The 26426-nt window shown below is 68.6% G+C and carries 20 protein-coding genes and 1 pseudogene; 10 read left to right on the top strand and 11 right to left on the bottom strand.

Going from position 1 to position 26426, the window contains the following annotated elements; genetic code table 11:
* Positions 1-17: 17 nt before the first annotated feature.
* Complete coding sequence (gene smc / locus AC1DEY_RS16650) at positions 18-3632, bottom strand: chromosome segregation protein SMC (protein WP_476868936.1); 3615 nt, start codon at positions 3630-3632, stop codon at positions 18-20.
* A gap of 269 nt (positions 3633-3901) precedes the next feature.
* Here smc and AC1DEY_RS16655 point away from each other — a divergent pair, with 269 nt between their 5' ends.
* The 3 genes and pseudogenes from AC1DEY_RS16655 to AC1DEY_RS16665 all read left to right on the top strand — a co-directional run.
* Entirely contained in the window at positions 3902-4924 is a 1023-nt protein-coding gene (locus AC1DEY_RS16655) for a 3-oxoacyl-ACP synthase III (protein ID WP_476868937.1), read from the top strand.
* On the top strand, positions 4918-7584 hold the full coding sequence (locus tag AC1DEY_RS16660; RefSeq protein ID WP_476868938.1) for an alpha/beta fold hydrolase: 2667 nt from the start codon (positions 4918-4920) through the stop codon (positions 7582-7584). Before AC1DEY_RS16655 ends, AC1DEY_RS16660 begins: the two co-directional genes overlap by 7 nt.
* A pseudogene (locus AC1DEY_RS16665) lies at positions 7581-8543 on the top strand (NAD-dependent epimerase/dehydratase family protein); the annotation flags it as partial. The gene AC1DEY_RS16660 and the pseudogene AC1DEY_RS16665, both read left to right, overlap by 4 nt.
* A 96-nt stretch (positions 8544-8639) precedes the next feature.
* Here AC1DEY_RS16665 and mutM read toward each other — a convergent pair.
* The 5 genes from mutM to coaD form a co-directional block, all read right to left on the bottom strand.
* Positions 8640-9647, bottom strand: coding sequence for a bifunctional DNA-formamidopyrimidine glycosylase/DNA-(apurinic or apyrimidinic site) lyase (gene mutM / locus AC1DEY_RS16670; RefSeq protein WP_476868949.1), 1008 nt, complete (start codon positions 9645-9647; stop codon positions 8640-8642).
* Positions 9648-9655: 8 nt separating this feature from the next.
* The gene (gene rnc, locus AC1DEY_RS16675) at positions 9656-10378 is read right to left on the bottom strand and encodes a ribonuclease III (protein ID WP_441407624.1); all 723 of its coding nucleotides are present in this window, start codon (positions 10376-10378) and stop codon (positions 9656-9658) included.
* A 21-nt stretch (positions 10379-10399) separates the two neighbouring features.
* On the bottom strand, positions 10400-10603 hold the full coding sequence (rpmF, locus tag AC1DEY_RS16680) for a 50S ribosomal protein L32 (protein ID WP_056738282.1): 204 nt from the start codon (positions 10601-10603) through the stop codon (positions 10400-10402).
* Between the two features lie 36 nt (positions 10604-10639).
* Positions 10640-11164, bottom strand: a complete 525-nt coding sequence (locus tag AC1DEY_RS16685) for a YceD family protein (protein ID WP_441407623.1) — start codon at positions 11162-11164, stop codon at positions 10640-10642.
* Between the two features lie 174 nt (positions 11165-11338).
* The gene (gene coaD, locus AC1DEY_RS16690; RefSeq protein ID WP_390204783.1) at positions 11339-11839 is read right to left on the bottom strand and encodes a pantetheine-phosphate adenylyltransferase; all 501 of its coding nucleotides are present in this window, start codon (positions 11837-11839) and stop codon (positions 11339-11341) included.
* A 48-nt stretch (positions 11840-11887) separates the two neighbouring features.
* Between coaD and AC1DEY_RS16695 the strand changes: the two genes are divergently transcribed.
* Positions 11888-13099, top strand: coding sequence for an aminotransferase class I/II-fold pyridoxal phosphate-dependent enzyme (locus AC1DEY_RS16695; RefSeq protein ID WP_476868939.1), 1212 nt, complete (start codon positions 11888-11890; stop codon positions 13097-13099).
* Positions 13100-13101: 2 nt separating this feature from the next.
* The gene (locus tag AC1DEY_RS16700; protein ID WP_476868940.1) at positions 13102-13887 is read left to right on the top strand and encodes a spermidine synthase; all 786 of its coding nucleotides are present in this window, start codon (positions 13102-13104) and stop codon (positions 13885-13887) included.
* A 13-nt stretch (positions 13888-13900) separates the two neighbouring features.
* Here the strand turns inward: AC1DEY_RS16700 and rsmD are convergent, their stop codons facing one another.
* The 5 genes from rsmD to AC1DEY_RS16725 form a co-directional block, all read right to left on the bottom strand.
* A complete protein-coding gene (gene rsmD, locus AC1DEY_RS16705) occupies positions 13901-14536 on the bottom strand; it encodes a 16S rRNA (guanine(966)-N(2))-methyltransferase RsmD (protein WP_476868950.1) in 636 nt (211 codons plus the stop codon).
* Between the two features lie 24 nt (positions 14537-14560).
* Positions 14561-16834 (bottom strand): ATP-dependent DNA helicase RecG, encoded by a 2274-nt coding sequence (locus AC1DEY_RS16710; RefSeq protein ID WP_476868941.1) that lies wholly within the window; start codon positions 16832-16834, stop codon positions 14561-14563.
* Positions 16824-17912 (bottom strand): DAK2 domain-containing protein, encoded by a 1089-nt coding sequence (locus tag AC1DEY_RS16715; protein WP_476868951.1) that lies wholly within the window; start codon positions 17910-17912, stop codon positions 16824-16826. The genes AC1DEY_RS16710 and AC1DEY_RS16715 overlap by 11 nt, the downstream gene beginning before the upstream one ends.
* Before the next feature lie 22 nt (positions 17913-17934).
* Positions 17935-19005 (bottom strand): thiamine-phosphate kinase, encoded by a 1071-nt coding sequence (gene thiL, locus AC1DEY_RS16720; RefSeq protein WP_476868942.1) that lies wholly within the window; start codon positions 19003-19005, stop codon positions 17935-17937.
* A gap of 118 nt (positions 19006-19123) precedes the next feature.
* Positions 19124-21778, bottom strand: coding sequence for a hypothetical protein (locus AC1DEY_RS16725; RefSeq protein WP_476868943.1), 2655 nt, complete (start codon positions 21776-21778; stop codon positions 19124-19126).
* A gap of 210 nt (positions 21779-21988) precedes the next feature.
* Between AC1DEY_RS16725 and AC1DEY_RS16730 the strand changes: the two genes are divergently transcribed.
* The 5 genes from AC1DEY_RS16730 (at position 21989) to AC1DEY_RS16750 (ending at position 26345) form a co-directional block, all read left to right on the top strand.
* A complete protein-coding gene (locus AC1DEY_RS16730; RefSeq protein ID WP_476868944.1) occupies positions 21989-22564 on the top strand; it encodes a YdcF family protein in 576 nt (191 codons plus the stop codon).
* 145 nt (positions 22565-22709) lie between these two features.
* The gene (locus AC1DEY_RS16735; RefSeq protein WP_476868945.1) at positions 22710-22952 is read left to right on the top strand and encodes a hypothetical protein; all 243 of its coding nucleotides are present in this window, start codon (positions 22710-22712) and stop codon (positions 22950-22952) included.
* A 50-nt stretch (positions 22953-23002) separates the two neighbouring features.
* On the top strand, positions 23003-24148 hold the full coding sequence (wecB, locus tag AC1DEY_RS16740) for a non-hydrolyzing UDP-N-acetylglucosamine 2-epimerase (protein ID WP_476868946.1): 1146 nt from the start codon (positions 23003-23005) through the stop codon (positions 24146-24148).
* Positions 24149-24489: 341 nt separating this feature from the next.
* The gene (locus AC1DEY_RS16745) at positions 24490-25212 is read left to right on the top strand and encodes a glycosyl hydrolase (RefSeq protein WP_476868947.1); all 723 of its coding nucleotides are present in this window, start codon (positions 24490-24492) and stop codon (positions 25210-25212) included.
* A 260-nt stretch (positions 25213-25472) separates the two neighbouring features.
* Complete coding sequence (locus AC1DEY_RS16750) at positions 25473-26345, top strand: glycosyl hydrolase (RefSeq protein WP_476868948.1); 873 nt, start codon at positions 25473-25475, stop codon at positions 26343-26345.
* The last annotated feature ends 81 nt before the right edge of the window (positions 26346-26426 follow it).

A 26426-nucleotide genomic window follows, 5' to 3' on the forward strand; every position in this document is an offset into this window, starting at 1 on the left:
CAGCGATTACGTTCTGCTTAGACCTCAGCACCGAGCCGCTGGCTGATCACCGTGGAAACGCCGTCGCCGCGCATTGTCACGCCGTACAGCGCGTCGGCGACTTCCATGGTGCGCTTCTGGTGCGTGATGACGATCAGCTGGCTGGATTTGCGGAGCTCTTCGAAGATGGTGATGAGCCGGCCCAGGTTGGTGTCATCGAGGGCGGCCTCGACCTCGTCCATGACGTAGAAAGGCGAGGGCCGCGCCTTGAAGATGGCCACCAGCAGCGCCACGGCAGTCAGGGAACGTTCTCCGCCGGAGAGCAGCGAGAGGCGCTTGATTTTCTTGCCGGCCGGGCGGGCTTCCACTTCGATGCCGGTGGTGAGCATGTCCGAGGGGTCGGTCAGGACCAGCCGGCCCTCGCCGCCGGGGAACAGCCGGGCGAACACGCGGACAAACTGCCGGGAGGTGTCCTCGAACGCTTCGGCAAAGACCTTCTGGACGCGGTCGTCGACTTCCTTGATGATGTCCAGCAGGTCCTTGCGGCTGGATTTCAGGTCCTCGAGTTGGGTGCTGAGGAACTGGTGGCGCTCCTCGAGCGCGGCGAACTCCTCGAGCGCCAGCGGGTTGACCTTGCCGAGGGCCGAGAGGTCGCGTTCGCCGCGTTTGAGCCGTTTCTCCTGCTCCTCCCGGACGTAGGGCTTGCCCTCGGCGATTTCGCGACCGTCCTCGTCCACCGGGGTGCGCAGGGCGGCCCACTTGTCCCCCGGGTCGTCGGCCGGCACCGGGACGGGCCGGTCCGGACCGTAATCGGCCACCAGCTGTTCGGCAGTAAGGCCGAGCTCCTCCACACTCTTCAGTTCCAGCGCCTCGATCCGCAGCCGCTGCTGCGTGCGGGCAAGCTCGTCGCGGTGCACGGAGTCGGTGAGTTCGGCCAGCTCGCGGGCCAGGACGTCGTTGCCGCTGCGGACCCCGGCAAGGTCACGCTCCATGGCTTCCCGGTGTTCCTCGGCGCCGTCCCGATCGCGCCGGGCCAGTTCCACGGACACGTCGATGAACCCGATCACCTGCTGCGCGGCATCGGCGACGGCGGCGGCGCGCCCGGCCTGGAGCCGTCGGCGGCGGGCCCGTTCCGCGGCTTCCTCACGGGCGCGGCGCTCGGTGGCGGCGGCCCGTTCCAGCGATGCTGCCCGGTTCCGGGTGGCCGTGAGTTGCTCCTCGGCGCTGCGCAGGGCGAGCCTGGCCTCCATTTCGGCCGTGCGGGCCAGCGAGGCGGCCAGGGCCAGGGCGTCGCGGTGCTCCGGGGAGGGTTCCTGCTCCTCGGGGGCTTCGGTGGCAGCGGCAAGCCGTGCCGTCACGGCTTCCAGGGCGGCCTGCTCGCTGGCAATCTGGGCCTCGGCCCTGGCCAGGGACGCGGCCAGCCGGTCGCTCTCCCCGACAGCGCTGCGCAGCACCGCGTTCAGATGGCCCAGGCGTTCGGCAACGGCGGCGAGTTTCGCGTCGGAGTCGTGCAGTTTTGCGAGGGCCGCGTCCGCGCGGTCTTCAGCTTCGGCACGCCGGGCCCGGGCGGTGGAGAGGGCGAAGCGGTTGCGTTCGAGCCCGGCGGTGACCGTGGCCAGTTTCGCGGCGGCGTCGTCGACGGCGGCCTGGACCTCCAGGAGCGACGGCGCCGACGCGGAGCCGCCGGTCACCGCTAGGGCCGTCAAGACGTCCCCCGCCCGCGTCACGGCGGTGAGCTGCGGATGCGCGGCAATCAGCTGCGCCGCCGCATCCAGATCGTCGACGACGGCGATGCCCGCCAGCAAGGCGGGAAGCGGCAGCCCGGCGGCGTCCGGATCCGCGGCGGTAACCAGCTCGGCGGCCCAGCGTGCGCCGGCGGGAAGCGCAGCTGGAAATGTTGCCCCGGCGCGCGGCAACGTCCCCGCCGGGCCGTCGGCGAGCAGCAGCGCGGCGCGGCCGGCGTCGTCCTCCCGCAGCAGTCGCACGGCCGCGGCGGCCGTTTCCTGGTCCCGGACCACCACGGCATCGGAGGCACTGCCGAGTGCGGCGGCGACTGCGGCCTCGAATCCGGCCTCCACCGTGATCATTGCCGCCAGGGATCCCAGGACACCGGCGCCCAGTTCCCCGGAGGCCGCCCCGAGCACGTGCCCGGAACCGTCTTTGCGGTTCAGGCCGAGCTGGAGGGCATCGCGGCGGGCCACGAGGGCGCCGCGTTCCCGCTCCCCCTCACGCTCGGCCGCTTCCAGTTCGGCGATCCCGGCGATCACGGCGTCCAGGGCTGTGCTCGCGGCCTCGTAATCGGCGTCGAGCGATTCCTCGCCGTCCTCGACCCCCGCCACCTGCGTTTCCAGGGCCGTGAACTCGCTCTGCGCCTGCCGGCGGCGTTCCTCGCCCGCCTTCTGCGATTCGCGGAGGCGGCCGAGCTCGGACTGGGCAGACTCGACGCGGGATCGTGCGGCACCGACCTGTCCGGCGAGCTTGGCCCGGCCTTCGCGCCGGTCCGCGGCGGCCCGGAGCAGTGCCGCGAGCCGCTTGTCCTCGGCGGCGGCGGCCTGTTCGGCGTCCTGCTTGGTAGCTGTCGCGGCGTCGAGGGCTGCTGTCCGGTCCAGGATCTGCTGTTCCAGCCCGGCCTGTTCGTCACGGACACGGGCGGCCTGCTTCTCCAGCTGGTCCGGATCCCGGCCAGTGTCCGGAACCACATCCGCGGAGCCAAGCAGCCGGCGGCGTTCCTCGGCAAGGGAGCCGAGCGAGCGGAGCCGTTCGCGCCCGGTGGAGAGCGCATACCAGTTCTCCCGCGCGGCGTTCAGCGCCGGCGTCGCCTCGGCCGCGAGCCGTTCCAGGGCGGCCTGGCGCTGCCGGCCGGCGTCGAGCTCGCGTTCGACGACGGCGCGGCGTGCCTTGAGTGCGGATTCATCCGCGACGTCCTGCGCCAGCGCGGACTGCAGCCGGACCAGGTCGTCGGCCAGGAGGCGTGAGCGGGCGTCGCGGACCTCGAACTGGACGCTCTGGGCACGCCGGGCCACTTCCGCCTGTTTGCCCAGCGGGGTCAGTTGCCGCCGGATTTCGCCGGTGAGGTCGCTGAGCCGGGACAGGTTGGCCTGCATGGCCTCGAGCTTGCGGACCGTTTTTTCCTTGCGGCGGCGGTGTTTGAGGATGCCGGCGGCCTCCTCGATGAAGCCGCGCCGGTCCTCGGGGGTGGCGTGCAGGACCTTGTCCAGCTGGCCCTGGCCGACGATCACGTGCATCTCGCGGCCCAGGCCCGAATCGGAGAGCAGCTCCTGGATATCAAGCAGCCGGCAGCCGGCGCCGTTGATGGCGTACTCCGAGCCGCCGGTCCGGAACAGGGTGCGCGAGATCGTCACCTCGCTGTACTCAATGGGGAGGGCGCCGTCGCTGTTGTCGATGGTCAGCGAGACGTGGGCGCGGCCCAGGGGCGGGCGGCCCGAGGTGCCCGCGAAGATCACGTCCTCCATTTTGCCGCCGCGGAGGGTTTTGGCTCCCTGTTCGCCCATGACCCAGGCCAGCGCGTCCACCACATTGGATTTGCCCGAACCGTTGGGGCCCACCACGGCGGTGACGCCCGGTTCGAATTCGAAGGTCGTCGCTGAGGCGAACGACTTGAATCCCCGGACGGTCAGGCTTTTGAGGTGCAAGGTGTTTCGGGTCTCCTGCTCGGCGGACTGGGCCCGCTGTTCGACGTAGCCGGTTCGGAAAGGACGCGGGTGTTCGGGGCGGCCCCTGATACCTATAATCTACTGCGCCGCGGCGGTCATTCCGCGCAGAACCCGCGCGAAGCCGCCGCAGTTGGCGGCGGAAAAATGCGGGAACTGGCCTGCACGGGGCATAGTTAAGCTCTTGGGCCTGCGCTTGAAGGTGCGGCCAGCCGCGGGAGCGCAGTACGGACACGAACAGGGGCCAGATTTTGGTAGGGAATGCAACATTCCGGCACAGCAACACCGCCTTACTCTCGGTAAGCAGCGTCGAAGCTCCGACGATCGTCAGTTCCACGGATTTCGACCACCGGCTGGCTTCGACCCTGCGTCGGCTTAAGGTCCCCCCGAAGCTGCTCGAACGGGTCGCCGGCATCACGCACCGGCGCTGGTGGGCACCCGGGACATCGTTCGACGACGCAGCTATCGAGGCCGGCGCCAAGGCCCTGGCCGAGTCCGGCATCGAAGCGTCCGAGATTGGCCTCCTGATCAACACCTCCGTCACGCGGCGCAATCTCGAACCGTCCGTCGCGGTGAAGATCCATCACGGACTAAGCCTGCCGTCCTCGGCCATGAACTTCGATCTGGCCAACGCCTGCCTCGGATTCGTCAACGGCATGACGCTGGCGGCCAACATGATCGACTCGGGCCAGATCAAGTACGCGATGATCGTCAACGGCGAGGACGCCCAGGCCACGCAGGAGGCCACCTTGGCCCGGCTGCAGCGGCCCGAGACCACCCGCGAGGACTTCAACCGCGAGTTCGCCACCCTCACCCTCGGCTCCGGAGCCGCTGCGGCCGTCCTGGGCCCGGCGGACGAGCACCCGGGGGCGCACCGGATCCTTGGCGGCGTGATGCGTGCCGGCACCGAGCACCATGAACTGTGCGTGGGCGGCATCGACGGCATGGCCACCGACACCAAAGGCCTTCTGGACGGTGGACTGCAGCTCGTCCTCGACGCCTGGCACGAGGCCCAGCCGGAGTGGAACTGGGCCTCGATGGACCGCTACGTCACGCACCAGGTGAGCAACGCCTACACCCAGGCCATCATCGACGCGATCGGCCTGGACCCGGACAAGGTTCCGATCACGTTCCCGCATTGGGGCAACGTTGGCCCGGCCTCCCTTCCCATGACACTCGCGGCCGAAGCGCAGACCCTCGTCACCGGGGACCGCGTGCTGTGCATGGGCGTCGGCTCCGGCCTGAACACTGCCATGGTGGAAATCGCTTGGTAGCCGCCGACTGGCCCGGCGTCGACCCCGAGTGGTCGCGCGAAATCGACGTGGCGTCCTCCTCCGCCGCGGATGGGTCCGCGGCCGTGCGCCGCTGGCACGTGCTCGATAACGGCGCCCAGCTCTCGCGCCGCGGCCTGACTCCCGCCGGCACCCTGCTGTGCGTGCACGGCAACCCGACGTGGTCTTATCTGTGGCGCACCCTGCTGGCCGCCGGTTCGGACCCCGCGCATCCGTGGCGCGTGGTCGCCGTGGACCAGCTGGATATGGGGTATTCCGAGCGCACCGGCACGTTCCGGCGGCTCGAGGACCGGATCAACGACCTCGGTGATCTCACCGCTGCCCTCGGCCTGGACGGGCCGGTGGTCACCGTCGGCCACGACTGGGGCGGGGTGATCAGCCTGGGCTGGGCGTTGGCGCATCAGCAGCAGCTGGCAGGTGTCGTGCTGACCAACACAGCCGTCCATCAGCCAGCCGGCGCCGGCATCCCCCCGGCGCTCCGGCTTGCCCTGCACCCTGCCGTGCACCGCTGGGGAACGACGACGTCGGACACCTTCCTGCGGGTGACGCATTCCCTGGCCCACCCGCCGCTGGCCACGGACGTCCGCACGGCCTTCAAGGCCCCCTACCGCGGAGCCGGCCGGCGCGCAGGTGTGGGGAACTTTGTCGCGGACATCCCCGCCGACGCGTCCCACCCCAGCTTCCCGGCGCTCAGCCGCGTCGCCGCTGGGTTGAGCGGGCTGGGCGTGCCGGCCCTGATGCTCTGGGGTCCGCGGGACCCGATCTTTTCGGACCGGTACCTCAAGGACCTCACCGGCCGGCTGCCGCAGGCGAAGGTGCACCGCTTCGAGGGTGCCGGCCACCTGGTCGCGGAAGACCGGGACATCGCCGCTCCGGTCTTCGAGTGGCTTGCCGGGCTCGGCCGGGACAGCGCGACCGTGCCCCCGGGGCACGGCACCGATGGTCCGGGCGATGACGTCCCGCCCCTGTGGGCGCCGCTCACCGCGCTGGCGGCCGGGCCCGACGGCGGGGACACCGCCGTCGCGGAAATGGCCGCGGACGGCAGCGTCGCCCGCTCGCTCAGCTGGCAGGAGCTGGAACGGAATATCGCTGCCGTCGCGGCGGGCCTGGCGGAAGCCGGCGTAGGCCACGGCAGCCGTGTGAGCCTGATGGTTCCGCCAGGTGTGGACCTGACAGTGGTCCTCTATGCCTGCCTCCGGCTGGGCGCGGTGGTGGTCGTGGCCGACGCCGGCCTGGGCACCCGCGGCCTGAGCCGCGCGGTGAAGGGCGCCACCCCGGATTTCCTGATTGGGATCGACAGGGCGCTGGCGGCTGCTTCGGTCCTAGGCTGGTCGGGGCGGCGCATCAGTGTGCGGGACCTGCCGGCCGCCCGACGCCGCCTCCTCGCCGTCGAGACCTCCCTCGCCGCCCTCGCCCGGCGCGGAGCCAGCCTCAACCCGGAGCTCCCGGACCGGGGCCCGGCCCCGGACCCGGAAGCCGACGCCGCGGTACTCTTCACCTCCGGCTCCACCGGTCCCGCCAAGGGGGTGCTGTACACGCACCGGCAGTTGGCCGCGATGCGGGATACCGTGGCCGCGACGCTGGGGATCCGCCCGGGCGCACGCCTGGTGGCGGGCTTCGCGCCGTTCGCCCTGCTGGGACCGGCGCTCGGGGCCGTCTCGGTGACGCCCGCCATGGACGTCACCGTGCCCCGCACCCTGACGGCCCGCGCTCTGGCGGACGCCGCGGCTGCCATCGACGCCACGGTGATCTTCGCCTCGCCCGCGGCGCTGCGCAACGTCCTCGCCACCCAGGGCGGGGTGGGCCCGGCCGGGCAGGAAGTCCTGGGCCGTGTGGAACTGCTGCTCTCCGCCGGCGCACCCGTCCCCGAACCCCTCCTCGCAGAAGTGCAGAGGCTGCTGCCCCGGGCCTCGCTGCACACCCCGTACGGGATGACCGAGGCGCTCCCGGTCACCGACATCAGCCTCGAACAGATCCGTGCCGCCGAGGCCGACGCCGCCGCCGGAACCGTGGCGGGGGCCGGCAACGGCGTGTGCGTGGGCTGGCCGGTGCGTGGGGCCCGTGCGGCTGTCATCCCGCTCGCCGCGGACGGCACCGCACCCGGGAACGAGCCCATCACGGAGGCGGGAGTGACCGGCGAGATCCTCGTCAGCGCCCCGCATGTGAAGGAAACCTACGACAGGCTCTGGCTGACCCAGCGCGAAAGCGTCCGCACGGCCGGGTGGCACCGCACCGGCGACGTCGGGCACTTCGACGCCGTCGGCCGGCTTTGGGTGGAAGGACGCCTCGTGCACGTCGTGACGGCGCCGGGCACCGTGGTGACGCCCGTCGGCGCCGAGCAGGCCATCGAACGCCTGGACGACGTCGGGCTCGCCGCCGTCGTCGGGGTCGGTCCGTCCGGGACCCAGGCCGTCGTCGCCGTCGTCGAGACTGTTCCGCCGGCCCGCCGGGCCGGGCCCGCCGCGCCGCAGCTCGCCGGCCGCGTACGGGACGCGGCCCGTCAGGCAGGCGTCAGTGTCTCGGCCGTGCTGGCCGTCCCCTCCCAGCCGACCGATATCCGCCACAACGCCAAGATCGACAGGACCCGCCTGTCACGGTGGGCTTCGGCGGTGCTGGCCGGCGGCCGTCCGGGCACGCCGTGAGGGTCCTGGTCACCGGCGCGAGCGGCCTGCTCGGAGGCGAAGTGGCMCGGCTGCTGGTCCGGCAGGGCCACGCCGTCACCACGTTCCAGCGCCGTCCCTCGGGCGTCCACGGCGCCGCAGATGTSCTGGGCTCCGTCACRGACGACGACGCMSTCCGCCGCGCCGTCGCGGGCGCCGAGGGTGTCATTCACCTGGCCGCGAAGGTCTCCTTYACCGGCCGCGCCGCGGATTTCGATGAGGTGAATGTCGAAGGCACCCGCCGCCTGCTCCGTGCCGCCCGCGGGGCCGGTGTGCGGGACCTGGTGTTCGTTTCCTCCCCGTCCGTGGCCAACTCCGGCGCCGCCATCGCCGGGCTGGGTGCCGAGCCGGCGGACCCGGTCCGCGCGCACGGCGACTACTCCCGCACCAAGGCCGAGGCCGAACTGCTGGCGCTGGCCGMGGACTCGCCGGATTTCCGCGTCGCGGYGGTGCGCCCGCACATCGTCTGGGGCCCCGGGGACACGCAACTGGTGGAACGGGTGCTGGAGCGTGCCRGCCGCGGCCGACTKCCGCTGCTCGATGCCGGGGCGGCCCTGATCGACACCACGTACGTGGACAATGCCGCCTCGGCCATCGTCGCCGCGCTGCACCGCATGGAGCACGTCCAYGGCCGGGCGCTCGTGGTCAGCAACGGCGAACCCCGCCCGGTCGGCGAACTTTTGGCGGGCATCTGCGCCGCGGCCAACGTCCCTGCGCCGTCGTGGACGGTGCCGGGCGGGCTCGCACGGGCGGCAGGATCGGTGGTGGAGAAGTTCTGGTCCCGGTCYGGCCGGGCCGGGGAGCCGCCGATGACCCGGTTCCTCGCCGAGCAGCTCTCCACCGCCCACTGGTTCGACCAGCGCGAGACMCGTGAGCTCCTCGACTGGACGCCCGCCGTTTCGCTGGACGAGGGCCTGGCCAGGCTGGCGGAGCACTACGGTCCACTTTSAGCGGCCGGGGTTTCAGCGGCCGGGTTTGCAGCGGCCGGGTTTGCAGCGGCSGGGKTTTCAGCGGCRGGGGTTCAGCGCCCGGGCTCCCTACCAGCGGCCGTTCCGSGGCCKSGGCTGGCAGACRGGRCAGGTGTASGAGGAWCGGTTCATGAACTGTTCSCGCTTSAKCAGGCTGASMCGGCCSGCGGCGGCGCAGCGCTTGCAYTCSWGGCCCTCCCGGCCGTAGGCGTTGAGCGAGCGGTCGAAGTACCCGGAGGCTCCGTTGACGTTGACGTAGAGCGAATCGAAACTCGTGCCGCCGGCGGCCAGCGCATCGGTCATGACCTCGCGGGCGGCCTCGAGGACCCGCAGCGCGTCGGCCCGTCGCAGGGTGTCCGTGGGCCGGGCATAATGCAGCTGCGCCTTCCAGAGGGCCTCGTCMGCGTAGATGTTGCCGATCCCCGAGACCAGGCCCTGGTCCAGCAGCGCSCGCTTGAGCCCGGTCTTGCGTGMCCGCAGCCGCCGGTAGAAGTCGTCGAAGGAAAAACAGGGATCCAGCGGGTCCCGCGCAATGTGCGAGGCTTCTTCGGCGATGAGGGGCAGCGGCGWTTCGGCGAGGCCGCCCGGACCGCCGTCGTCGGTGGGGACCAAAGAGGTCAGGAACAGGCCGCCGAAGATGCGCTGGTCCACGAACCGGAGCTGCTCGGGCATGCCCTCGGAGGGGCTCAGCCGCAGCCTGACCTTCAGGTGTTTTTCGTCCGGGACGCCGGGGTCCTGCATGAGCAGCTGGCCGGACATGCCAAGGTGGGCCATGAGGGCGACGGCGGGGGCAGGCCCTGAGGACGGGAGGTCCGTTCCGGACGGGAGATCCATGCCGGGCGGGAGATCCATGCCGGGCGGRGCCGGCGGKCCCGCCAGCGGCATCCAGAGGAACTTGCCGCGGCGGACCACRTCCAGCACGCGCGCGCCCTCAAGGTTKCCGGCAAAGTCTTCCGGGCCGAGGGCRTGYCGGCGSAKGGAGCGSGGATCCAGCACSTCRACGGASGTGATGGTCCGGCCRCGCACCCAGYTSACCAGGCCGCGCCGGACCACCTCSACCTCRGGCAGTTCAGGCAAGGCGCTGCCTAGCTCCCGGTCTGGGGCTGGAGCTGCTGGGGATCGGGCGCGGAGGGTGCGGTGAGCCGGCGCCAGGCGTCGGCGGCGGCYTCCTGCTCGGCTTCCTTCTTGGAGTTGCCGGTTCCGGTGCCGTAATCGGTGCCGCCGATCCGAAGCACGGCCTCGAACGTGCGGGCATGGTCCGGTCCGGAGCCGTCCACTGCGTAGTTGATGGTTCCGAGCTGCCGGCTGGCCGCCAGCTCCTGGATGCTGGTCTTCCAGTCGGTTCCCGCGCCGAGGGCGGCCGCGTCCTTCAACAGCGGACCGACCAGCCGCATGACCAGCTGCCGGGCCGTCTCGATGTCGTTGGAGAGGTAGGTGGCGCCGATCAGCGCCTCCATGGTGTCCGCCAGGATGGAGGCCTTGTTCTTGCCTTCGGTGAGCTTCTCGCCCTGCCCGAGGTAGATGTAGTCGCCCAGCCCGATGCTGCGGCCGATGCCGGCCAGRGCCCGGGTGCTGACGACGGCAGAGCGGCGCTTGGCCAGGTCGCCTTCGGGCAGCGTGGGGTTGTCGCGGTACAGCGCGTCCGTCACGGAGAATCCCAGRATGGAGTCGCCCAGGAAYTCGAGCCGTTCGTTGGTGGGGATGCCGCCGTTTTCGTAGGCGTAGGAGCGGTGTGTGAGCGCAAGACGAAGCGTCCCGGCGTCAATAGTGACACCGAGACGCTTCAGAAGCTCTTCAGTTGAAGACATCTTTTTCAGCCTGTCGGCGGATTAGACGTCTGCGACCTTGCGGCCCTTGTATTCAAGGAACAGCGCGGTGCCAGCCGAGTCGGTAACGACCTTTGCCTGGTGCGGCAGGCTGTAAACAACCTGGCCGTTCTCTACGGTCTTCACCAGGTGGGGGGCAGTTGCCTTCCACTGGGAGCGGCGGGCGCGGGTATTCGAGCGAGACATTTTCCGCTTCGGGACAGCCACGGCTAACTCATTTCTCTCTAGAAAAACACTTACAAATCAGTTTTGCCGGTCAGGCTTAGCCAAGTCAGCCAGGGCGGCCCAGCGAGGATCTACGACCTCGTGGTGATGCCCCGGCTCGTCTTCCAGGCGTACTCCACATTCGGAGCAAAGGCCCTGGCAGTCTTCCCGGCACACCGGCTGGAACGGCAGTATGGTGACAACTGCGTCCCGCAACACCGGCTCAAGATCGATCAGATCGTGCTCGACTCGACGTTGCTCTTCTTCGTCTTCCTCGTCGGAGAACACAGCGTCCTCGTAGAAGAAAAGTTCTTGCACATCGACCTCTTGGTCATACGCAAGGGGATCCAGGCATCGGCCGCATTCGCCAGTTACTTCAACGAGCGCGGTTCCTGATACCAGAATTCCTTCGTGTACGGCCTCAAGCCGCAGGTCCAGCTCGACATCCGAGCCTTCCTGCACGCCAATGAGCGCCACGCCAAGATCCCTTGGCGCGGGTACATGTTCCGTCAGCGTTCGCATGCTTCCCGGACTGCGTCCGAGGTCCTTGACGTCGAACGCCAAGGGCGAACTAGCATCTCGTTTAATGAGAACTCCTGTTGAACATATGACCGACGTACCATCTTAGCCTGAACTTCCGGACGGACTCAAACCGGGGGCACGCCTGCGGTTCTCACCACAAACGGGCCTGGATTCGGGCCGCGCAACCGGCAGCAGGCCGCCGAGTACCGGTCAAGCTTACACTTTGCGCGCCCGGTTCTGGACCGGCTCGCCCGGGGCCAGCCGTTTCAGCACGGAACGGGGCACAAAGTCCGAGATGTCCCCGCCCAGGGCGAAGACCTCTTTAATGAGGGTGGAGGACAGGTGCAGGTAGTGGCTTTCCGCCGGCAGGAACACYGTCTCGACGCCGGTCAGCTGCCGGTTCATGGTGGCCATCGGCAGCTCGTAGTCGAAGTCCGAGGASGAGCGCAGGCCYTTGACGATCGCGGAMACGCCGCGCTGCCGGCAGTATTCGGCCAGGAGCCCCTCCCCCACGGGTTCCACCACAATCCCGCGCAAGGAGGCGAACGTTTCYTTGGCCATGTCGATCCGCTCTTCAAGGCTGAAGCGGTACTTCTTGGCGTAATTSGTGGACACGGCCACGATCACTTCGTCRAAGAGGCCCGCGGCACGGGCGATGACTTCCAGGTGTCCATTGTGAATGGGGTCGAAGGAGCCAGGGCAYACAGCGCGTCTCATGCTCCGAACCTACCGTATGGGCGCAGCGGGGCGGGATAACATGGCTGAATGTCGCAGCTCCCTCCCCAATTCCCGTGGCAGCGCGCCGCGACCGGCGCCAACCTGCTCTCCCCCGACGGTTCYCTGGGCGTCACAATCTTYGAGGAGATGACCACCCTGGCRCTCAGCACGGGCGCCATCAACCTCGGCCAGGGCTTCCCGGACGAGGACGGGCCCKTGGAGATCAAGGAGGCGGCCCAGGCCGCCATCGCCGCCGGAGCCAACCAGTATGCGCCCGGCAAAGGCATCCTCCCCCTGCGGGAGGCGATCGCAGTCCATCAGCAGCGGTTCTACGGRCTCACCCCCGACCCGCACACCGAGATCATCGTCACCACCGGCGCCACAGAGGCCATCGCCGCCTCGCTGCTCGCGCTGGTCGGCCCGGGAGATGAGGTGCTCACGTTCGAGCCGTTCTACGACTCCTACGGCGCCATCATCGGGCTCTCCGGYGCCACSCACGTCACCGCCCCGCTCCTKGCCCCGGATTTCATGCCGGACCTGGCYGCGCTGGAGGCCGCGTTCAGCGACCGCACCAAGGTGGTGCTGATCAACAATCCGCACAACCCCACCGGCGCAGTGTTCCCCCGCGAGGTGCTCCAGCGCGTCGTCGAACTGGCCGAAAAGTACGACGCCGTGATCGTCACCGACGAAGTGTACGAGCACCTGACCTTCGGCGTGCGGCACATCCCGGTGGCCACCCTGCCCGGCGGGGCGGAGCGTACGCTGACCATTTCCTCGGCCGGGAAGACCTTCTCCTTCACCGGYTGGAAAATCGGCTGGGTCTCCGGACCGGAGCASCTCGTGGCCGCCGCCCGGACGGTCAAGCAGTTCCTGAGCTACAGTTCCGGCACCCCCTTYCAGGCMGCGATCGCGGTGGGGCTGGGCCTCCCGGACGAGTTCTACACCGGGATTGCCGACACCCTCCGGTACAAGCGCGACATCCTCAGCGAGGGACTCCGCGCGGCCGGCCTCGATGTCCTGACCCCGCAAGGGACCTACTTCGTYAACGTGGACACCTCACCGCTGGGGATCACGGACTCCGTKGAACTGGCCCGCCGGCTCCCGGCCCTCGTGGGCGTCGCGGCGATCCCGGTRCCGGTYTTCTGYCACCCCGACGGCGCCGARCGCACCCGCAGCCTGCTYCGCTTTGCTTTCTGCAAGCAGCTCCACGTGCTGGAGGAGGCCGCCGAGCGGCTGGCGACCCTGCGCGACAGGCTGTGAGCATGGCGGAGCAGCACTCCGGGGCCTCGCGCTTCCTGCGGACCACCGGACAGCACGCCACCATCGAGCCTGATCCCTTTACCGACGGCGGCTTCGTGCTGAGCATCGGCGGCGCGGAACAGTCCCACGTCAACCTGGCCGATCCCGCGGATATCTTCTACGAATACCTGCGCAGGATCGGGCATGTGGTGGACCTGGCCGCCCCGTGGGGCGAGCCGATCACCGCGCTTCACCTGGGCGCGGGCGCCCTGACCCTSGCCCGCTACATCCAGGCCACCCGKCCCGGCTCGGTCCAGTATGCSGTGGAGCTGGAGCGGGAACTGCTGGACTTCGTGCTGGCCCAGCTGCCSCTGCCGGAGGGAACCCAGCTGCACACKRTAATCGGCGATGCCCGCGACGCCCTTGCCGGRCTTGCGGCGGAACTGCGGTTCGACGTCGTGATCCTGGACATCTTCTCCGGGCCGGAGGCACCGGAACACATCGCGTGCACYGAGTTYTACCAGGAGGCCGCGGCACGGCTGACRCCGCGCGGGGTGTTGGTTGTCAACGTGGGCGACGARCCCGGGCTKACCCTGGTCCGCAGCCAGGTCGCGGCGATGCGCCGCGCCATGGCAGACGTCTCGGCCTTCGCGGAGGCCGGCATGTTCACCGGCCGGTACCCCGGCAACATCATCCTGACCGGAACCCAGGGGCCTTGGCCGGAGGTCTGGACGACGGCGCTCACGGCGCGCGGCCCGCATCCGGCCAGGCTGCTCGCCGGCGTCGAGCTGGATGTGCTGGCCGGCTAGTCCTTCTGGCCGGCTAGTCCTTTTCGGCCGCGGCGTCCGCCGCTCCCACAGCTTCCRCGGCGTCCACGGCTTCTGCGGCGTCCACGCCGGGTTCGGCGAACCARAGCCGGGTTTCGCCGTACTTCTTCTCGGCAAACCGTTCCATGTTYTCGGGCCATTCGGGCTCGGGYGACCGGGATGAGCGTTCCACCACCACGACGGCCCCCTCGGAGAGGTGCGGCACTAGTTTGGCCAGGACGGCCCTGAGGGCCGGTTCGTCCAGGGGATAAGGCGGGTCCAGGAACACCAGGTCCCAGCGCGCGTCGTCGGCGRTCCGGTCCAGGAAGGATTCAACCTTGGAACGGTGCACGGAGACCACCTTGCGGCCSGTGACMGTRTTGACCAGGTCCGCGTTCCGCTGGCAGACGGCGCTGGCCTTGGCATCGAATTCGACCAGGTCCACGGAGTCGGCGCCGCGGCTGCCGCTCTCCACCCCGAGTGAGCCGGAGCCCGCGTAYAGATCCAGGACCCGGGCRSCGGCAATRACGTTGAAGGCGTCCAGCCGGGAGAACAGCGCTTCCTTGACCCGGTCCGTCGTGGGCCGGGTCAGGTTCCCGGTGACRTTGGCGAGCGKGCTGCCGCCGGCGGCGCCGGCAATGATCCGGCTCAWGGCTTCTGCCCTTGGCGTGTRGTCCTAGCCGCGTTCAAGGAACGCCTCCTTCTCGGGGTTCAAGTATTCGTCGATTGCCGCCGCGAGCCGGGGCTGTGCCGCCAGCGACGGATCGGCCGCCACGATCCGCTGGGCGTCCTGCCGGGCCCGGGCGATCACGTCCTCGTGTTCGAGCACGCGCAGCAGCTTCAGGGTGGACCGGCCGCCGGACTGCGAGGCGCCCAGGATGTCGCCCTCSCGGCGGAGCTTGAGGTCCTCCTGGGAGAGTTCGAAGCCGTCCGTGGWCGCRGCCACSGCGTCGAGCCGGCGCCGGCTCGGATGACCCGGYTCCAGCGTGGTGACCAGCAGGCAGGTCCCSGGCAGCCCGCCGCGGCCMACCCGGCCGCGCAGCTGGTGGAGCTGGGAGATGCCAAAGCGGTCCGCGTCCAGGATCACCATGAGCGTGGCGTTGTGCACGTCCACGCCGACCTCAATGACCGTGGTGGAGACSAGCAGCTTGGTCTGGTTGGCGGTGAAGGAGGCCATGGTCTCGGAYTTCAGCACCGGGTCCTGGCGGCCGTGCAGCGGCGCCACACTCACCCCGGCMAGCGCCGGCTCGTCCCGGAGGTGKTCCACGACGCCGGTGACGGARGCRAGTTCCCGCGCKCCGTTCTCGCCYTCCAGRTCCGCRGCGGACGGTTCGGCCTCGCCCGGGCTGAAGTCGCCGTCGTCGTCGGTGCCGATCTTGGGGCAGACCACGTAGACCTGGTGGCCGGCGTCGATCTCCTCCCGCGAGCGGGACCAGATGCGGGTGGCCCAGGCCGGGTGTTCCGCGAGCCCCACCACGTGGGTGGAGATCGGRGCGCGGCCRGCGGGGAGTTCGTCCAGGACGGAGGTTTCGAGGTCTCCGAACACGGTCATGGCSACGGTCCGGGGAATCGGGGTGGCGGTCATGACCAGCAGGTGCGGCGGTTTGCTCGCCTTGGCGCGGAGGGCGTCGCGCTGTTCCACGCCGAAGCGGTGCTGTTCGTCCACCACGATCAGCCCGAGGTCGTAGAAGGAGACGTTCTCGCTGAGCAGGGCGTGCGTGCCGATCACGATTCCYGCCGTCCCGGAGGCCGCGTCCAGCATGGCCTGCTTCCGCGCCGCGGTGGGCATGGAGCCGGTGAGGAGGGTGACCTGGACGGCGTCCTCGCCGAACCCGCCGAGCAGCCCGTCCCGGGAGAGCGGTCCGAGCGTGCGCCGGATGGATTCATMGTGCTGGGCCGCRAGGACTTCMGTGGGGGCCAGCAGGGCGGCCTGTCCCCCGGCGTCCACCACCTGGAGCATGGCGCGCAGTGCCACGATTGTCTTGCCGGAGCCCACCTCGCCCTGGAGCAGCCGGTTCATCGGCGAGTCCTGKGCRAGCTCGTCRGAGAGGGTCTTTCCGACKGCGGCCTGGCCGGCGGTCAGGGTRAACGGCAGCTGGCGGTCGAAGGCGGGCAGCAGCCCGTCCRCTGCCGGGCGGCGGGCCGTTGCCTCCTCKGCGGCCAGTTGGGCGCGGCGCCGCGCCAGGGCCGCCTGCAGCACCAGGGCCTCCTGGTAGCGGAACCGGTCGCGGGCRCGCTGRTAGTCCGCCGGSGTTTGCGGGGCGTGGATCAGCCGGTAGGCGTCCGCGACCGGYAGGAACTTCTCCCGSGCCGCSACTTCGGCGGGCAGCGGGTCTCCRAGGGCCTCCAGCTCCACGGTGTCCAGCAGCGTCGAGATGACCTTTTGGATGGACCAGCTGGTGAGTTTCGCGGTGGCCGGGTACACCGGGATCGGCATGGCGGCGAGCTTCTCCGGATCCATGCCGGGAGTGTCGGGGTCCTCGTCGAGCAGCAGGAAGTCGGGGTTGGTCAGGCCGAGRGATCCGCCGTACCGGGTGACCTTGCCGGAGAACATGGCGCGCCGGCCCGGCTGGAGCTCGGCCTTGGCCCGGAACCCGTTGAAAAAGCTGACCTTCAGGGTGCCCGGAAGCGCGCCGCCGGCCCGGCCGGAAGCGRCTCTGTCCGTCCCGGTTCCGGGGCTCCCGGCGTCGTCGGAGATCACGACGTCGGTGAGCGAGCCCCGCCGGGCGCGCATTTGCCGGGTGCTGTTGGAAACCACCCGGGCGATCAGGGTCACTTCCTCATCCAGCGGGACCTCACTGATGGGGGTGAGCTCGCCGCGGCTGAGGTAGCGGCGGGGAAAGTAGTTCAGGAGCCCGCCGACAGTGGTGATGCCAAGATGTTTTTCGATGACGGCCGCGGAGCGCTTGCCGATSCGGCGTTCCAGGCCCAGTTCAAGTTCAGCGTGCATGTCCGTCGGGGTTTCGGGTTTCGGCGGCGAGYRCMGGRGGAACGTTGGCGGCAACGGTGGCGGSCTCTGCCTGCGGATCGCGCGGCACTGCGAGCTCGCTCACGGAAATGTCCGTGGGSTCGCCCAGGGAKCGGATCAGCGCGACGGCGGGTTCGGCATCCAGGACGTGGACGTGGACGCGCCAGCGGTAGTGCCCGGCYTCATCCGCGCCGCCGCCGACCTGGCTCATGATCACCGAGTCGCCCATTTCGTCGAGCCGTTGGCGCATCATGGCCGCGTCCAGCGGGGACAGGGAAATGGTGCACATGACCTCGACGCCCTCGTCCCGCGGCATGCCGACGTGGATGTGCGGGTCCTGGACGTCATAGCCGTGCAGCCCGTCCAGCAGCTCGCTCTGGAGTTCYTCGCCCAGCACGGCGGAGCGGAGGCAGTCCAGGATCAGGAGCATGCCCACGCCGCCGGCGTCCACCACGTGGGCGGCCTGCAGGGCATCGAGCTGCTCTTCGGTGCGCACCACGGCGGCCAGGGCCGCCTCGACGGCGGCATCCAGGGCCAGGCCAAGGGTCTGGTTGCTGTCRTCTCCGTCGTGCGCGGAATCCACGGCGGCCGCGGCCCGGGCGGCGGCCTCCATGACGGAAAGCATGGTGCCKGGCACCGGATCGCTCAGCGCGGACCAGGCCCGGATCTGGGCCCGGTTCAGKGCTGCGGCCAGCAGCGGCGAGCTGATCCGGGTGTGCCCGGCCAGCGGTTCGGCGGCGGCGCAGAGRAACACGGCAAACAGGGTTCCGGAGTTGCCGCGGGCTTGTTCCATGGCRACCTGGCCGGCCCGCGCCARGACGGCRCCGACGTCGTGCAGGGACGGGTCCGGCGCCGCGTGGTGGGACTGGGCAGYGGCCGGGGCCGACGTCGGGGCTGCGCCACCTTCGACGACGGCGTCCGCGGCGTGGGCCGCKGCACGGACRGTGAGGTAGAGGTTTGTGCCGGTGTCACCGTCTGCCACGGGAAAGATGTTGATGGCGTTGAGGCGGTCGCTGTGGTTCCCGAGCGTTGTCTCCGCCTTGCCCAACCACCGCTTCATCGCTTGCGCGTTGGCGGCAATCTTAGTCTGCAAAGTGATCCCATCCCACAGCGTCAGCGGGCCTGCCCGCGATCGTTACTCCCGTGCTTTCGGTTGGTGCAGGGGCCTCTACCGAGCCTATCGCAGTGAAACCGGGMGGGAGCTGAACCTCCKRGGGGAATGTGGCCAGCAGCCCGTGGTCTTCGCCKCCGCCGAGGACCCAGGACAGCGGGTCTGCTCCCAGCAGCTCCGACGCAGGCAGCAGCGCAACGGCCAACTCCTTCATGGCTGCGGCGTCAAGGTTCAGCATTGCGTGGCTGGCGGCCGCCAGGCGGTTTCCGTCCCGGACCAGTCCGTCCGAGATGTCCATCATGGCTGTTGCGCCGGCTCCACGCGCCAGGGGTCCGGCCGCGAGCGGCGGCTGCGGCTTGCACTGGGTGTCCAGGAGGGAGCGCTGGCCGGCGGTCAGGTCCCCCACCGGGATGTCGGATTCCAGCAGCGCCAGCCCGGCGGCGGCCCGGCCCACTGTTCCTGCCAGGGCCAGAGTGTCGCCGGGCCGGGCTCCGGACCGCAGTACGGCTTCCCCGCCGTCAAGGGTCCCCAGGATCGCCACACTGACCGCCAGTTCGCGGCCACGGCCCAGGTCTCCCCCGGCCACCGCGCAGGCTTCCGCACCCAGCCCCCTGATTCCGGCCATGAGGCCGTCGGCGAAATCTTCCACCCAGGAGACGGGGGTTTCCGGCGGCATGGTCAGGCTCACCACCAAGGACGTGGCCCGGGCTCCCATGGCATTGATGTCACTGAGGTTTTGGGCGGCGGCCTTCCAGCCGACATCGTACCCGGTGGTCCGGTAGCCGTTGTTCCATTCGAGCCGGAAGTCCTGGTCCACCACCTGGGTGTCGATGCTCACCACGGTCCTCCCGTCCGGCGCGGCGACAATGGCGGCGTCGTCCCCCGGCCCCAGCAGCAGGTACGCCGCCGGCTCCGTCGCGCCGGTGGACTCCGAGAAGGCGGGATCCACGGCCCTGAGGCGCGGGAAGATGCGCTCCAGCAGCTGGGACTCCGAGAGGTCCGCAACGGTCAAGGCGGTGTCCGCCGGCACGGATTGGGGCACAGGAATTTCAGGTACAGGAATATCAGGCACAGGAGTTTCAGGCACAGCCCTACGCTACCGCGAGGCACCGACACCGCCGAACGGCTGTGCGGCCGGCAAGGACACCGGCCGCAACGGGCTAGAAGGTCGCCTTGAGGCAGCCGAGCCGGGTGTTCCCGGACGACATCCCCGCGACGCCCAGCCCCCACGCGCACACCGTGTACACGCCGCGCTTGGTCACCGGAATGACAATCCGGTAGCCATGGTTGCCGGAGACCTGGAAAATCGAGTTGACGTCGGCCCGGTACCGGCTGGCCACGTAGGCCGTGCCCTTGGTGGTGCCGTCAGGCGAGGTGACATATAGATGGACGGGAGCGTTCGCACGCGTCATTCCCGGGTCCAGGGCCCAGCCGCTGGCCACCAGCGCGGATCCCGTGCCGCCGAGCTGGACCTTGACGGACTCCAGGTACCCGACCGGCGCGGGGGTGGCGGCAACACTCACTGTGGAGCAGCCGAGGAGGCTGTTGCCCAGTGGGAAGACGCTGACCGCGATGCCGTAGGCGCAGATTTTGTAGTTGCCCGGTATGGTGACCGGCAGCGCCACCCGGTAGCCGTGGTTTCCCGTKGTTCCCATGACCTGGTTGACGTCCGCGCGGGACTGGTTGGCGGTATAGGCGGAGCTCTTGGTCACTCCCTTGGGGTCGGTGACGTAGAAGTCCACCGGGATGGACGCGGCCGGGGTTCCGCGATCCAAGGTCCACCCCGTGACGGTGATGGTTGCCGTTGGCGCGTCTGTCTTGACCACGGTGCTCTCCAGGAAGCCGGAGGGCGCGGGGGTTGCAGTCGTCGTCACGGTTGTGCAGCCCAGGAGGCTGTTGCCCTGGCTGAACGCGGTGACGGCGATGCCGTAGGCGCACACCTTGTACGCCCCGCTCATCGTCACGGGGATGTCCGAGGTGAAGCCGTGGTTCCCGGTGACGGACATCACCTTGTTGACGTCGCTGCGGCTCTTGTTGGCTGTGATGGCCTTCGATGTCGTCTTGCCAGCCGGGTCCGTCACATACAGGTGGACCGGGATGGACGCCGCGGAAGTCCCGGGGTCATAGCTCCAGCCCGTCGCCCGCAGCACCGTCACCCCGTTGGCCCGGGTGAGCACCAGCGACTCGAGATATCCGCCGGTCGGAGCCGACCCGGCCAGGGTCAGGGACCGGCAGCCCAGGTCCGCGGTCTCGACGCTGCCCAGCGCGTAGACGCAGACCTTATATACCCCGGCCTGGGTCAGGTTGAACGAGCGGGTGAACCCGTGGTTGCCGGTCACCTGCATGATTTTGTTGACGTCGGCGCGGGCCTGGTTGGCGGCCACGGCGTAGCCCGTTGCGGTGCCGCCCGGCGGGGTCACGTAGATGTGGACGGTGGACGATGCCGAGGAATTGGCGGAATCGTACGCCCAGCCGGCGACGTCCAGGCTGGCCTTGGTGCCGGAACGGTTGATGGCCATCGATTCGACGTAGCCCTTGGCAGGCGCCCCCGGCGGACGGATGGTGACGGTGGCTGCGGTGTTGGTCACCGAATCGATGCTCACCTTGGTGCCGGCGTGGGTAGTGAATGTCTGCCCGGCCTGCCAGGCCTGAGTGTTCGAATAGTAGCCGTTGAAGGCGGAGGCTCGGGTATCGGGCGGCAGCAGGATCGAGGAGTTGCCTCCGCCCTGCTGGGTGATCTTCACGCCTCGGTTTCCGGCCTGCGCGATCACGGCGTCATAGCCCACGGGAGCCCGGAGCTCGAGGTAGTAGACCTCGCCGGATTTCGGGTCCGTGAACTTCACGGCCCGGTTCGCGTCGTCGCCGGCCCAGGGCTTCAGGGTCACCTTGCGGGGTCCGGCCACCGCGCCCAGGTTGGTGATCTCGTTACCGTTGCCGAACCGGCCCATTTCCCACAGGCTGGCACTGATTTCCGGCATCAGGTCCCAGTGCGAGATCCCCATGAGGTCCAGGTTGTCCCCGTACGTCTTGATGCTGCAGGTGGGATCGGCGAACCCTGCAAAAGGCCCGGCGGCGACGTCCATGGCCCCGCTGCCGCACAGCAGGCTGTTGGCGTGGTCCATGCCCAGGGCGTGCCCGAACTCATGCGTCAGCACCGGGGTTGCCAGCCGGCTGTTCTGCGGCATCAGGATGCGCCCGCCCGTGGTCCCGTTGCTGTAGGTCATGCCCGCGGTGCCGTTGCTCAGGTAAGCGCCGGGGATGAAGATCACCAGCGCGGTATAGGCGCGCTGCGTCCACCCCAGTTCCTGCGAGACCGTGTCCACGATCTGCGCCGGCGTCTGGGTGGATCTCGCGGCGGACTTGTGAAGTACGCGGGTGGAGGTCAGGGCAATGTCCACCCTGCCCGCGGTGGCGTGTGCCCAGTACCGGTTGGCCGCACTAAGGGAAGCCTTCGCCGCGGCGATCGGCACGGCCGCGTCMGTTTCCGCTGCCGTCTTATCGGCCAACTGCACCGTCACCAGGGTGGTCTTCAAGGTGCCCGCCAGCGGAGCGCTGACGTAGGTGTATTCCGCCTTCGCCCGGTTGGCCGGCGGTTCGGGCCGGACAAAGTCATCCACCGCCTGTCCCTGGGGACTCGGGTCCGACACCGCCGGAACAGCGCCCACCGATGCAGCGCCCGTGGAATGCGCAGCCGTCGACGCCGGGACCACCAACTGCGTGGCCGGAACTTGCACTGCGGCCACAGCGGTCTGGGGCAAGGCTGCTGCCAGCATCACGGCGGCAATCAAGGTTGCCGCTATGTTCAGTTTTCGCAAGATTGCTCGCTTAGGGGTGGGACCTCAGGTGGTGACCTGGCGGTGGGAGCGACGGAAGGTGCCTACAGCATAAACGCCAATTCACGTCTGTCACCCCACTAACTTTGATCCCTGTAATCACAACTGCATCACGCATTTTTCTTAGCAAGTTCTTGCGCAGGATCTGCGCACCATTTCGCCACCCGAAAACTGCGTGCCAAACTCTTAGCCGTGCCTCATTCCGTCACCGCGGTGAATACCGCCACCCGCAGGGTGCTTGCCTTCGCCGTCGGTGGCCTCATCCTGTACCTGGTCATTGCCGTTCAACTCTTCGTCAACGTGGATCCGCTCAGCGTCCACCGGACCGACGCCGTCATCATGCTCGGCGGCGCAGCCAGCGAACGCCTTCCGGTGGCCCGCCAGATCCAGGCTGAATACAACATCCCGGTTTTGGTGATCTCCCACACGGATACGTTCGGCAACCGTGCGGCGGATGAGACGTGCAATTCCACAGTCTTTCCGAACCCCAGCGTCATCTGCTTCCGCCCCCCGGACATGGACACACGGGGCGAGGCCCAGGCCATCTCCCGCTTGATCAAGGCCAACGCCTGGAGGTCCGTCACGGTTGTGACCTCGAGCTACCACGTCACCCGCGCGGGCCGGCTAATCAAACAGTGCACGGGCGCGGATGTACAGATGGTTGCCTCACATCCGGACCTTGACCCGGGCCAATGGATACGGCGGTTTGTGATCGAAACGGGGGGCCTGATCGACGCTTCCCTCAGACCGGAATGCGCGAAACGGTGAGCGGAAATGTAACAATTGAACCTCATCCGATGGAACCGGCCAGCCGGTTCGGGCATCTGACCGAGGCGAGGAGGACACGCTGGAACACTCTCCCGACGGCGCTCCCCCGCTGATTGCCGCCCCCCGGCACCTGCGCAGGCGGCGCATGCACACGGAGATCCCGGACACCCTCCTGATGCCCGGCGTGGAGCCGGTTCCGGTCACCGCTCCACCGCCAGCGTCGGCTCAGGCAGACGACGACGCCAACCTAAAGAACCGCCAGGACAACGAGTCCCAGCAACTCGCCCGCGACAGGCTGAACCGGCGCAAACGGCGGGTGGCCCTTCTGGCCGTTCTCTTTGTCCTTATCGCGGTGCCGGTCATCGCGCTAGCGTTGCTGCTCGCCTAAATCCGGGCCACCAACCATTCCAACCGCTCGCTCACCCTTGGGGAATAACCATGCACAGCATCATGCCGATCTTCGGAACCAGGCCAGAGGCCATCAAGATGGCGCCGATTGTCAGCGCATTGCAGGAGTCTCCACTCTTCCGCTGCATAGTGACGGTCACCGGCCAGCACCGCGAAATGCTGGACCAGGTCAACGAACTATTCGGCATCGTTCCCGACCATGACCTGAACATCCTCCAGCAGGGGCAGTCCCTTTCGGCCATCATGACGCGGACCATCGACGGGCTGGAAAAGCTCTTCGCCTCCACCCGCCCGGACGCCGTCGTGGTCCAGGGTGACACCACCACTTCCACAGCCGCCGCCATCGCGGCGTTCTACCACGGCATTCCGGTGGTACACGTCGAGGCAGGGCTGCGTAGTGGAGACCTGCTCTCGCCGTTCCCCGAGGAAGCCAACCGCAAGATCACCAGCCAGATCACCCGGCTGCATCTGGCGCCCACCTCCACCAGCAGGGAGAACCTGCTGAAAGAAGGCATCAGCGCCGAGGACATCGTGGTCACCGGGAACACCGTGATTGACGCCCTCCTCGCCACCGTGGACAAGCAGCTCCCCTTCACGGACCCCCAGCTGGAAGAACTGGACGCCAGCGGCCGCCAGATCCTGCTGGTCACTACACACCGGCGCGAAAACCAGGGTGAATCCATGCGCAGCGTGGGGCGGGCGCTGGCCCGGATCGCCGACGCCGAGCCGGACCTGGTGATTGTGCTGCCTGCCCACAAGAATCCGGTGGTGCGCGAGGCCGTGCTTCCCGCGCTGGAGGGCAAGGCCAATGTGCTGGTGACGGAGCCGCTGGCCTATGGCGAATTCACCCGGTTGCTGTCCCGAGCCCACATCGTCCTGACGGACTCCGGCGGAGTACAGGAGGAGGCCCCCAGCCTCGGCAAGCCGGTYCTGGTGATGCGGGAGAACACGGAGCGGCCCGAGGCCCTTGAAGCCGGCACCGTGAAGCTGATCGGCACCGACGAAGAGCGGATTTTTGCCGAGGTGACTCGTCTCATGCACGATTCCTCGCACTTTGCCACTATGGCCAACGCCGTGAACCCCTACGGCGACGGCAAGGCCGCCGCCCGCACTGTGGCAGCGATCGAGGAGCTGCTCGGCGTCGGCTACCGGACCGCGGACTTCAGCGGGGCGTAGTCGTCCGACAGCCGCTGGCGGGGCTGCCGCGGCCGGGCCCCGATGCGAGTCGGGAGGGTCTTTCGTGAAACAATAAGTGTTCAGCAGGCAAGGATGCGGGTTGCCAGCATGACGTTGTCCGATGGCGGATCTGGTACCCCGATTCGACCCTGAACCGACGGCGACTCCAAAGGGTTTAAGTGGACCGCAGGGACTTTCTACGACTGTCAGTGGCGGCATCGGCGGCTGCCTCCCTGGCCGCGTGCACTCCCGACACTTCGCCCGGCCCCCGTCCGCCGTCGACGTCGCCCGCACCACTACCGCGTCGGCCCCTGCCCCCGTATGCGAGCAAGGGCCTCGGCATGCCGCGGTTCGGCGGATTCGGTTTCAAGCAACTGGATTCCCTGAACCTGGACTGGTTTTACGACTGGGGACCCGACTACCCGCCCCTCCGGGCGGCTTCGAGCCAGGCCGCCGAATTTGTGCCGATGGTCTGGGGACGCGGCTCTTTGGAGCGGAAAGCCATCGAGCAGGTGCGGTCGGAAGTGCCGTGGACGGGCGCCGACAATCTCCTCGGCTTCAACGAACCCGACCACAAGGGTCAAGCGGACATGTCCGTGGACACCGCCATCAGTCTTTGGCCCCAACTGGAACAGGCTGGCCTCAGGCTGGGATCTCCGGCCCCGGTTCAGGCGCTGGGCGACTGGCTCAAGAATTTCATGGACCAGGCAGCCCGGAAGGACCTGAGGGTGGATTTTGTCGCGATGCACTGGTACGCGCCGCCGCACGCGGACTCGTTTCTCAACACCGTGCAGAAACTGCATGAACGCTACGGGAAGCCCGTCTGGGTCACCGAGTATGCCGTCGCCGACTGGAAGGCCAATGCCAAGTCGCCCAGCCGGTTCACGGAGAAGGAAATCCTCGCGTTCATGAAAGAGACCGCCACCGGCTTGCGGAAAATGCCGTATGTGGAGCGTTTCGCCTGGAAAACGCGGGCCCACGGCGATCCCATCATGGGAGCCTCCGCGTTGTTCCGGAACAACGGCTCGCTCACCCCCACCGGCGAGCTGTACCACTCCCTCTAGAGATCCACCTCCAGCCAGTTCCGGGTGCCGCTGGGAGCGGCAGAAAACTGCGTATTTCCTGTGTGAAACCGGGACTTTTCTGAGTGTTTCCCGTGCTAAGTTGACTTCAGCCACAACTGAATCAGGGACCACACAGGCCAGAACAGTCACCGGTTGATGCCACGAATCGTGAGCAGGATCCACCGGGACGCACCCAGCTCTGGCTTTTTCCGTTTCTGCGTCAGCCATAGACGCCCAGCCACATTCATCGAAAGGTACTCATGGAACGCCGCAAGTTTCTTGCCCTGCCCTTGGCCGCAATGGCAGCTCCGGGTGCCCTCCTGGCCGCCAATGCTGGATCGGCACAGGCGGCAACGGCTCCCGCTGCCATCCCGAGCGTCCCTGCTGTCACGCTGCCTGCTGACACGCTCAAGGGATTTGGGTGGGGCGGGAAGGACGCCCTCGCGCTCCAGCAAATCAAGAGCCTCAAGCTGGACTGGCACTACACCTGGGGATCGCACTACAACGTCACCACCAACCCGCCTTTTGTCCCCATGGTCAAGAGCGCAAGGACCCTGCTGGAGCAGGATGCCATCGGATGGGTCACGCGTCAGCTGGCCGAAACCAAGACCAAGCACCTCCTGGGCTTCAACGAACCCGACAACAGGAGCCAGGCCAACATGAGCGTGGACCAGGCGATCAGCCTTTGGCCCAAGCTGCAGGCGACCGGACTGCGGCTCGGCTCCCCCGCACCTGCTGGTACGGCAAGCCCCTGGCTCGCGGATTTCATGGCGAAGGCCAAAAACAAGGGGTTGCGGGTCGATTTCATGACAATGCACCGCTACGCCTGGCCCAAAGCGGATGACTTCCTCAACAAGGTCAYGGAACTGCACGAGAGGTACGGCAAGCCGGTCTGGGTAACCGAGTACGCGGTGGCCGACTGGGATGCCACGTCCACCAGGCCCTCCATCTACTCGCGGGCCCAGACCGAGGACTTCATGCGTGCCACGGTGGCGGGCTTGCGTGCGATGCCGTTCGTCGAACGCTTCGCCTGGAAGTCCAGGCCCGCCGGGGACCCGAAAATGGGCTGCTCAGCCCTGTTCCACACGAACGGTTCCCTGACCACCACCGGCAAGCTCTACGCGTCTCTGTGAGGCGCTGAGCGCCTCCTGCAGTGGCCGGACACCCAGGTGTCCGGCCACTGCCCGTTAAATGAGGAAAGGATCCCGCCGGAG

The sequence above is a fragment of the Arthrobacter sp. 05T47 genome (assembly GCF_056395825.1).